The following is an 8,006-nucleotide window of genomic DNA, read 5'->3' as shown; positions in this document are numbered from 1 at the left end:
GAGCATGGAGGCGGTGATCCACCAGTTCAAGCTCGTGAGCGAAGGGATGCACCCCCCGGCCGGCGAGAGCTACGTGGCCACGGAGTCACCCCGCGGCGAGAAAGGGTACTTCGTCGTCAGCGACGGGAGCAATAGGCCCGTGCGCGTGCACGTCCGAGCGCCGTCGTTCTACAATCTGCAGACGCTGCCGGCCATGGTCGTGGGACGACCGCTCGCGGACGTCGTCGTCGCGGTCGCCAGCATCGACATCGTGCTGGGCGACGTGGATCGTTAGCCGAAGGTGCGAGTGAGACACGCGAGCGGTGCGCGGACGATCACGGGTACCCAAGCGTCAAGTCTCGAAGAATCGAATCAGCCTTGGCCGGGCGTCGATGACGCTCAGCAAGTTGCTGACCTACGTCGCGGCTGCTTGCGATTTTGACGATCTGGAGCTTCTCCATGCTCGTGGCGCTCGTTGACGCCGAGGACGAGCGGCAGGCGAGACTCAAAAAGCCGCTGCCGGGTCGATGCCACAGGGCAAATTCCTGACCTATTGGTCTTTACTGTTCGCGATCCTGACGATCTGGGGCTTCTCCGTCCTCGTCGCGCTGGGCACTATCAAAGACGAACTCCTCGAGGCCTTTAGAAAGCGCTGGGCCACCACGGCGAGAGCGAGGATGGTCTTTACCGATCCGCTGGCCGAACGCTCCATCGTGGAGACGCTGACCGCCTGTCCCATAACCAAGTCTAGTCGCAGAAGTGGGTGCTGGACCAAATGACTCAGATCACGAAACACCTTGGGCTCCGTGTCCGGACCTTCGTACTCCAGGACTCATGGGGACACTTCGTGGTCTATCTTGCGCAGGGGAAGCGTCTCGTCACGTACCGTCTCGACAATGCGCGGGTCGTGGACGCCATCGCGGGCAAAGCCGACCAACTCGATCGGATCCGCAAGGTCGTCGAGCAATATCTCCAACAGGAGTTTCTGGGACAGGCCACGCCTCCGAAGACACCGCCCCCAGCGTCAAGCGGACCCGCCGCGGCGGCAACGGCAGGTGCTGCGACCGGTGTCGTTGCTGGTCCCGGCGCGTCTCGGGCGGCGCCCATAGGGTCTCCACCGGCCAGCGGAACGGCGGGCGGCGTTGAGATGAGTCGCGAGGAGCGGATCGCCGCGGCCAAGGCTAAGGCGGTAGCGCTCGACGCGCTGGACGCGGCGTCCGGCGGGCTAACGTCGCAGCAGCCTCCGCCTGACAAGAACTCCGTGGACCGCTCTTAGACGATGCCGAGCACCTTCGCCGCGCGCTTCACGTCGCGAGGCTTGACCCACAGAATAGCGCCGAACTGACCGGCGCCGGCGGCGATGGCGTCGGTCGCCGTCACGTTGATCTTCTCTTCGGCCAACCTCGAGAAATAGTCCACCAGCGCCCCGGTACGGTCCTCGCCCTCGATCACGAACACTTTCTTCGGCCCGATGATCTTCCAGCGCACCTTCCTGGCGGCGGCCTTGAAGGCCGCAGGATCGGACGACACGAAGTCGAGTTGCGCGCGCCGACCTTTCGGAAAACCGTGGAAGGCGAGAAGGTGAACGCCGGCGTCCCTCAACATGCTCAAGGCTCGGGCCCCCTCTCCGGGCCTGTCGCCGGTCTCAATATAGAAGTAGTCAAGGAGCCGTATTGTGTCAGCCATTTGCCTCTCCCCCCTGGTCGCTCTGCGGCTTTCCCCATGCGCCTCGTACCTTGGTCCTGAGGGTCTTTTCCCTGAGAGATTCTTAGTCGGCGTCAGCTCTCTTCCTGACGTGACTGCGGCTCCAGGATTTCCTGCCACTCCACCTCGTCGCCGCGCACCCTCCGGAGATCAAGGTGGATCGAGAATGGGGGAACGAGGGCGAGCAGGTTGGGTTCACCGCGCGCCACACCCTCCAGTGCCGTAAGTGCCTGATCGATGCGCTCGACGATCTGTGCCACGTCCACGCCGAGGTAATGCGGCCGGAGGGACAACAACTGGTCGCGGGCCTTGCGGAACTTAATGCGTGCGCCCTCGGAGTTGCCGCGTTCGAGATGGACGAACGCCGCTGCCAGGATCATCAGCCCTCGGTAGAGGTGGCTCTGCACCCGGTTCCAGACCACTACCATCTCTTCGTGGTGGGCGGCCGCCATGTATTCCCGGGCGTTGAACTTCTCAGCGTAGTCGCGTAGGGGCGCTGGAAGTCTCCCCGGCACGGGTTCCAGACGGGGTTCGTCCATCAGCCAACCCTCGAGCCCGACTACGTCGGGTCGGGTACAAGCTTGAGCGGGATCCCCGGCTGCGCTCTGGCCAAGAGGGCGTGGAGGCTACTCACGCCGAACCGGTCGGCCCACTGGCGGGCGGTGTCATTGCCGGGGAAGAGTCGCTCCGCGGCCCGGACAGCCTCTTCGCGCCGGCGAATAAGAAGCCACACATGGGGCGGCGAGAACGGCGGCTGCCAGGAAAACAGGTCCCCCGCAGGCACACCGGTCCTCCTCGCGACCTCGTCCACGCTGCCTTCACCGGCGCGGATCGCGCCGATGGCGCCGGCCGCCAGCGCGCAGCAGCGCAGGTCGGCCGCCATCAGTTTGGCGTGGACGGTGGCTCCCGGTCCGTAAAACACGGGGATCAACTCGGCCTCAAGACTCTCGATCGGTTCCAGCGGCACCCCCCGTTCGCGCATTACGTCCAGCGCGGCCAGGGTAGTCCACAGAGTGCCGGGATCATCCGCACGGGCTAGATCTTTGCGCGCGGCCACCCACGTCTCGGGCGGGATACGGGACAGCGCTTCTGTGAATACCGCGCGATTGGGTACCCGAAAGCGTACCAGCTGGCACATGCACAGCAACCCCTGACGATGGACTCCGGTCGGCCCGAACGCTCCGCTGCGATGGCAGAGATTCCGTGCGTCGAGATGCTTCTCCTCTGGCCATTCCCACGGAACGGGCGGCTGCGGCCATCCCGGCCCGCTCGTTTGCCCGCACCGCAAGCACACCCGCCGCCCCTGCTCCGATCCACCCGACACGACTGGCAGCACCATGGCTGCCGCACCCAGACCATTTCCGCGGATCCACAATCGACCGGTCGGCCACGTGCGATCGTTGCCCGGGGTGTTGGTTGCCATCACCCTCAGGACCGTTTTCACCGTCGCACCATGTGCCCGGTGTGTCCCGCCGCTTGCGGGCCTGGTGCCCGCTACTCTCTACACCTGTTATCACGCCCGTCCGCAGGTGTCGTCGCGATGGCTCAAGTAGCGGCAGCGAGAGGTTCGCCACCCGGGAGGAACCGCGTCCGCTCGTCCGCGGAGGTTCCCCGACAGGGCGTCGACGCAAGGACGAGAAGCACCGCCTCAAGGATTCCGGTTGCCGTGTGTGCTGGCCGCAAGGGTCTCATGTCCCTCGCGGCTCCGGCCAACCCCGCGCGTGACGCAAGGGGGCACGTTGAGGATCATGACCATCCTCAGCGATTTGTTCCTTTAGTGGATGATCGCATTGTCCGTGGTTTCGATGTCGTCTTGACAGACCTCCGTGTAGCACTGGTTGACGTTGCAGAATCCGATTCCGGCGGCACCGTGCAGGGGTCCATGTGTGCCAGGGCGTCTATCCGCCAGAGCGCCGGATCCTTGGGCGGCCTTACAGTTCCAACCGGTGTGCCCAAGTGCGATCGAGATGCGCCTGGACGTAGTGGATTCCATCACGCACAAACCATCCCCTGAGCCACCGAGATACGACAGGGGTGCGGGGTACCCTCTTCGCGCATGGGCAACCTCTCCTCCAGTCGTGGGCTCCCCTGGCCTATGCGGCATCGTGATGGGTGAGCGCTTTCTCGACGCTGGCGCGCCCAGATCTTCGCCGACCAGCAGGACATTGGGGTCGTGATCCATCTGCGCGATGAGGATGGCCGTGTTCGCCTCGCGGTAGGGCATCTCGGATGTCACGAGGGGCGGCCGTCCGGTACCAGCGGTGATGCGGCTGGACCGCCGTAGATATCGTCAAACAACTCGGCGGGGCAGGGCTCGGGGCTCGCCTCGGCGAAGGACACGGCGTCGGCCACAGCTTGGTCCACCTCCGCGGCGATCGCGTCGATCTTTGCTTCATCCAGCGCTCCTTTCGCGCGTAGGCGCTGCTCCAGCAAGAGAAGAGGATCACGCTCCCGCCAGCGCTCCACCTCCTGTTTGGGCCGATATGGCTGGAACAGATCAGCCGCTCCATGCGCCGCGAAGCGGTACGTGATCGCTTCCACCGCATGGGCGCGACCGGTTCGACGGGTCTCGTCAATGATACGCCGCGCAACGTCGTACACGGTGACAACATCCATGCCGTCACATTGCTCATTGGGAATGTCGTAGGCATCGAACCGGCGGGCAAGATTCGTTGCGGCCGACGACTTCGGGACGGATGTGCCCATCGCATATTGGTTGTTCTCGACAATGAACACCACCGAGCATTGCCCCTCGTGCCCCCAGAGTCCCGCCAAGTTGACCGACTCGTGAAACGCTCCGCTGTTCATCGCCCCGTCTCCAAAGAAGCACAGACAGACACGATCCGAGTCGTGATAACGAAGAGCATACGCGGCCCCAACGGCTAGCGGGATGTGGCCGCCCACGATCCCGTACCCTCCATAGAAGCCCCGCGCTACGTCGAACAAATGCATGGAGCCGCCTTTCCCTTTGCACACCCCGGTGCGCTTGCCATACAACTCGGCCATGATCGCCCTCGGGTCCGTGCCTCGAAGAAGCGCATGCGCGTGGTCGCGGTAACTTGCAAAGAGAATATCGTCCTCACGTAACGCCGCGAGGAAGCCAGTGGCGACCGCCTCTTCCCCCGAATACAGATGCAGGTAGCCGCCAATCTTCCCCCGCCGAAAACTTCGCTCGGCTTGCTCCTCAAACCGACGGACAAGGACCATCTGACGGTACCACCCCAGCAAGGTCTCGAGGCTGTTCGCGCCTTGCGGCTCGTCTGCCATCGCCACGACCTCACTCCCCCTCTTTTCGGACCCTGCACACATCGAAGACGATGTGCGATCGAGGGATCGGTTGATGCCACTCGCCTGAGCGCGCATCGCGTCCAGCGCCACAAGCCAGTGGCGCGGGGCCGCCCCCCACCTGCGCGAGAGCCTGCGGTGGATCTCGGCGCCGCGTCTGGAACATCCGCCTCCGGACCGTTGTCGTCCTGCACCTGCAGAGTCGCGCACCGTCCGCGCGACCACGGTCTGCGTCTCGATGGACTCTACCAAGTCGGCGCGCACCGTTCTTTGCGGAAGCGCAAGGAGCCTGTGCGCGGGGGGCGGCGTCTTGTGCGTCACGAGTATGGACCGTCGCGCTACGCGCGTGGTCGGCAGGAACGCCGCCTGACAGCGGCACGGCCGGACGCCGGGGTGTCGTCCAGCTGGCGGCCCGGTAAGGAGGGTTTACCGCGTGTTCGCGAGGAACTCGCACCGTTATCCTCCGTCAGAGTATTGCTTCTCCATCGGGCACAGGTGCGGTCCCTACAGGGCCGCATCCTTCGATGTTGTGATACAACAAAGATGCCACGTGCGCGGTATGGTAGCGTTGACGGAGCGACCGGCCATGATCGGCAGCGTACGGCCCATCACGCCGGCGGCATGTGAAGCGTGATGTGATGCGTCTGGCTTCGCCCGGTGGGATGTCATTTGCCGCGCCTAAGAAGATGTGACGAAGGAGGCGATCTGCGATGCTTGGACGCGCGTTCGAGTGTATCCCGGTGAATACGCGCGAAGCGAAACCGCGCCGGCGCGGGGTCACGGAAGTGCGTGGCCCCTACTACACCCCGATGGGGCAACGCTACCTGACGGATCTGCTCGAGACCATGGGAGACTATGTCGACAGCCTGAAGTTCGCGGGCGGATCGTTCGTGCTCATGCCGGAGGCGAAGCTCCGGGAGCTGATCGAAACGGCCCACCGCTATGGCGTCCTGGTGTCCACCGGGGGATTTATCGAGCGCGTGTTGGCCCACGGGCCACAGGTCGTCGACGCCTACATTCGAACGTGCCGCGACGTTGGTTTCGACATCATCGAAATCTCCAGCGGATTTATCACCCTCCCGACAGACGACTGGCTGCGGATCATCGAGCAGGTCCAGAAGGCCGGCGTGAAAGCCAAACCGGAGGTGGGGATTCAGTTCGGTGCGGGAGGGGCGAGCACCGCGGAAGCGTTAGAAGCGGAGGGTACCCGCGATGTCGAGTGGGCGATCCAGCAGGCGAAGCGCTTTCTCGACGCCGGTGTGGAGATGATCATGATCGAATCAGAGGGCATCACCGAGAGCGTGAAGACCTGGCGCACCGATGCAGCCGCCCGCATCCTCGGGGCGCTCGGGCCGGAGCGGGTGATGTTCGAAGCGGCCGACCCTGCGGTCTTCACTTGGTACATTAAGAACTACGGCCCCGAAGTCAATCTGTTTGTCGATCACAGCCAGATCGTGCAGTTGGAGTGTCTGCGCTCGGGGCTGTGGGGGACCCAAAGCGTGTGGGGGCGCGTCCTGACGTACAAAGGGGGGTAGCTAGGTGCCAATGACGATCGCGGAGACGCTGGCCGGATTCGTCGTGCGCGCTGCGTATGACGATCTGTCGGAGGCGGCGCGGGCGCAGCTGAAACTCCGTGTCCTGGATGCCCTCGGCTGCGCGATCGGGGCGCTACGGGCCGAACCCGTCGGCGTCATTCGGGCGCAGATCCAGGACTTCGGTGGCACGGAGCACTGTACCCTGATCGGTGGCGGGCGCACCGCGCCGGACCGTGCCGCACTGTACAACAGCGCGCTGGTCCGCTACCTCGATTTCAACGATAGTTACCTGGCACCGGGCGAAACGTGCCATCCGAGCGACAATCTTGGTGCGGTGCTGGCCGCCGCGGAGTACGCGTGCCGAAGCGGCCGCGACTTCCTGACCGCCCTCGGGGTCGCCTACCAGGTGCAGTGCCGTCTCAGCGAAACGGCTCCCGTGCGGGCGAAGGGCTTCGACCACACGACCCAAGGCGCCTACGCGGTCGCCGCGGGTGCGTCCAAAGCGTTGGGGCTGGATCGCGACCGAACCGCCAATGCGCTCGCGATCTGCGGGACGGCGTTTAACGCGCTGCGTGTCACTCGGACCGGGGCGCTCTCGCACTGGAAGGGGCTGGCGTACCCAAATACCGCATTTGGGTGCACCCACGCCACCTTCCTGGCCATGCGTGGGATCACTGGCCCTTGCGAGGTATTCGAGGGCAACAAGGGGTTCATGGATGCCATCGCCGGTTACTTCACCATCGACTGGGTGCACGAGGATCTCAACCTAGTCACCAAGACAATTCTGAAGCAGTACAATGCCGAAATCCACGCGCAGTCCGCCCTGGAAGGCGTGCTGGACCTGCAGCGGACCCACGGCGTTCGCGCGGACGAGGTCGAGCACATCGACCTCGAGACGTTTGACGTCGCGTACCATATCATCGGGGGCGGAGAAGAAGGCGAGAAGACGACGGTACGCACCAAGGAGGAAGCCGATCATAGCCTGCCCTACATGATCGCGGTGGCGTTGCTAGACGGTGAGGTCCTGCCCGCCCAGTACCGACCTGAGCGCATTCAGGCGCCGGACGTGCAATCGCTGCTTCGGCGGGTCCACATTCGTCTATCGCCCGCATTCAGCCGCGCCTTCCCAGGCAAGATGGCATGCGCGATCCACATTTTCCTCCGCAACGGTCACATGGTCGAAGCGGTAAAGAGCGATTATGAGGGTTTCCACACGCGTCCGATGAGTTGGGCGACGGCCGCCAATAAGTTTGAACGCCTTTGTGCGCCTCTGATCGACGCACCGCTCCGAACCGCGCTCATGGACGCCGTCGCGCATCTGGAGGATCTTCCCATTACGGCCCTCACCACCCTGCTTGGCCGGATCGCGATCGCTCCCGGAGGCACATAGGGCCCGCCCGAACCACACCGGACCCAGCCAGAGGTCGATTCGCGATCGACGCTCCATGCTTCGCCCCGCATCAATCAACCCGATCGCATCACCGCCTGAGATTTTGCCGCGAT

The 8,006-nt window shown here is 64.2% G+C and carries 9 protein-coding genes; 5 read left to right on the top strand and 4 right to left on the bottom strand.

What is annotated here, in order from left to right; all coding sequences use genetic code 11:
• The 3 genes from VKZ50_08585 to VKZ50_08575 all read left to right on the top strand — a co-directional run.
• A partial coding sequence (locus VKZ50_08585) for an NADH dehydrogenase subunit D (protein HLJ59774.1) occupies nucleotides 1-274 on the top strand: 274 nt, incomplete at its 5' end.
• Nucleotides 275-506: 232 nt separating this feature from the next.
• Nucleotides 507-758 carry a hypothetical protein gene (locus VKZ50_08580; GenBank protein HLJ59773.1) on the top strand — a complete coding sequence of 84 codons (252 nt, stop codon included), beginning with the start codon at nucleotides 507-509 and terminating at the stop codon, nucleotides 756-758.
• Entirely contained in the window at nucleotides 755-1,255 is a 501-nt protein-coding gene (locus VKZ50_08575) for a hypothetical protein (protein HLJ59772.1), read from the top strand. Before VKZ50_08580 ends, VKZ50_08575 begins: the two co-directional genes overlap by 4 nt.
• Here VKZ50_08575 and VKZ50_08570 read toward each other — a convergent pair.
• The 4 genes from VKZ50_08570 to VKZ50_08555 form a co-directional block, all read right to left on the bottom strand.
• A complete protein-coding gene (locus tag VKZ50_08570; protein HLJ59771.1) occupies nucleotides 1,252-1,584 on the bottom strand; it encodes a hypothetical protein in 333 nt (110 codons plus the stop codon). The two genes, VKZ50_08575 and VKZ50_08570, sit on opposite strands and share 4 nt — an antisense overlap.
• 173 nt (nucleotides 1,585-1,757) lie before the next feature.
• On the bottom strand, nucleotides 1,758-2,222 hold the full coding sequence (locus tag VKZ50_08565) for a DUF309 domain-containing protein (protein ID HLJ59770.1): 465 nt from the start codon (nucleotides 2,220-2,222) through the stop codon (nucleotides 1,758-1,760).
• 20 nt (nucleotides 2,223-2,242) lie between these two features.
• Entirely contained in the window at nucleotides 2,243-2,821 is a 579-nt protein-coding gene (locus VKZ50_08560) for a hypothetical protein (GenBank protein ID HLJ59769.1), read from the bottom strand.
• Nucleotides 2,822-3,915: 1,094 nt separating this feature from the next.
• Nucleotides 3,916-4,950 carry a thiamine pyrophosphate-dependent enzyme gene (locus tag VKZ50_08555; protein ID HLJ59768.1) on the bottom strand — a complete coding sequence of 345 codons (1,035 nt, stop codon included), beginning with the start codon at nucleotides 4,948-4,950 and terminating at the stop codon, nucleotides 3,916-3,918.
• 728 nt (nucleotides 4,951-5,678) lie between these two features.
• On the opposite strand from VKZ50_08555, the gene VKZ50_08550 reads away from it, so the two are divergent.
• Both VKZ50_08550 and VKZ50_08545 read left to right on the top strand, forming a co-directional pair.
• Entirely contained in the window at nucleotides 5,679-6,503 is an 825-nt protein-coding gene (locus tag VKZ50_08550) for a phosphosulfolactate synthase (protein ID HLJ59767.1), read from the top strand.
• Between the two features lie 10 nt (nucleotides 6,504-6,513).
• On the top strand, nucleotides 6,514-7,893 hold the full coding sequence (locus VKZ50_08545; protein HLJ59766.1) for an MmgE/PrpD family protein: 1,380 nt from the start codon (nucleotides 6,514-6,516) through the stop codon (nucleotides 7,891-7,893).
• Nucleotides 7,894-8,006: the final 113 nt, after the last annotated feature.

The organism is bacterium (assembly GCA_035295165.1).
GTDB lineage: Bacteria > Sysuimicrobiota > Sysuimicrobiia > Sysuimicrobiales > Segetimicrobiaceae > JAJPIA01.
Note: the sequence above shows the minus strand (reverse complement) of the source record. Positions and strands in the feature narration are given on the sequence as shown.

What these genes read in the sequence shown, in the direction of transcription:
- VKZ50_08565 (HLJ59770.1), bottom strand. Translation starts at nt 2,222, where the DNA reads ATGGACGAACCCCGTCTGGAACCCGTGCCGGGGAGACTTCCAGCGCCC.
- VKZ50_08560 (HLJ59769.1), bottom strand. Translation starts at nt 2,821, where the DNA reads ATGTGCCAGCTGGTACGCTTTCGGGTACCCAATCGCGCGGTATTCACA.
- VKZ50_08555 (HLJ59768.1), bottom strand. Translation starts at nt 4,950, where the DNA reads ATGGCAGACGAGCCGCAAGGCGCGAACAGCCTCGAGACCTTGCTGGGG.
- VKZ50_08545 (HLJ59766.1), top strand. Translation starts at nt 6,514, where the DNA reads ATGACGATCGCGGAGACGCTGGCCGGATTCGTCGTGCGCGCTGCGTAT.
- VKZ50_08550 (HLJ59767.1), top strand. Translation starts at nt 5,679, where the DNA reads ATGCTTGGACGCGCGTTCGAGTGTATCCCGGTGAATACGCGCGAAGCG.
- VKZ50_08570 (HLJ59771.1), bottom strand. Translation starts at nt 1,584, where the DNA reads ATGTTGAGGGACGCCGGCGTTCACCTTCTCGCCTTCCACGGTTTTCCG.
- VKZ50_08575 (HLJ59772.1), top strand. Translation starts at nt 755, where the DNA reads ATGACTCAGATCACGAAACACCTTGGGCTCCGTGTCCGGACCTTCGTA.
- VKZ50_08580 (HLJ59773.1), top strand. Translation starts at nt 507, where the DNA reads ATGCCACAGGGCAAATTCCTGACCTATTGGTCTTTACTGTTCGCGATC.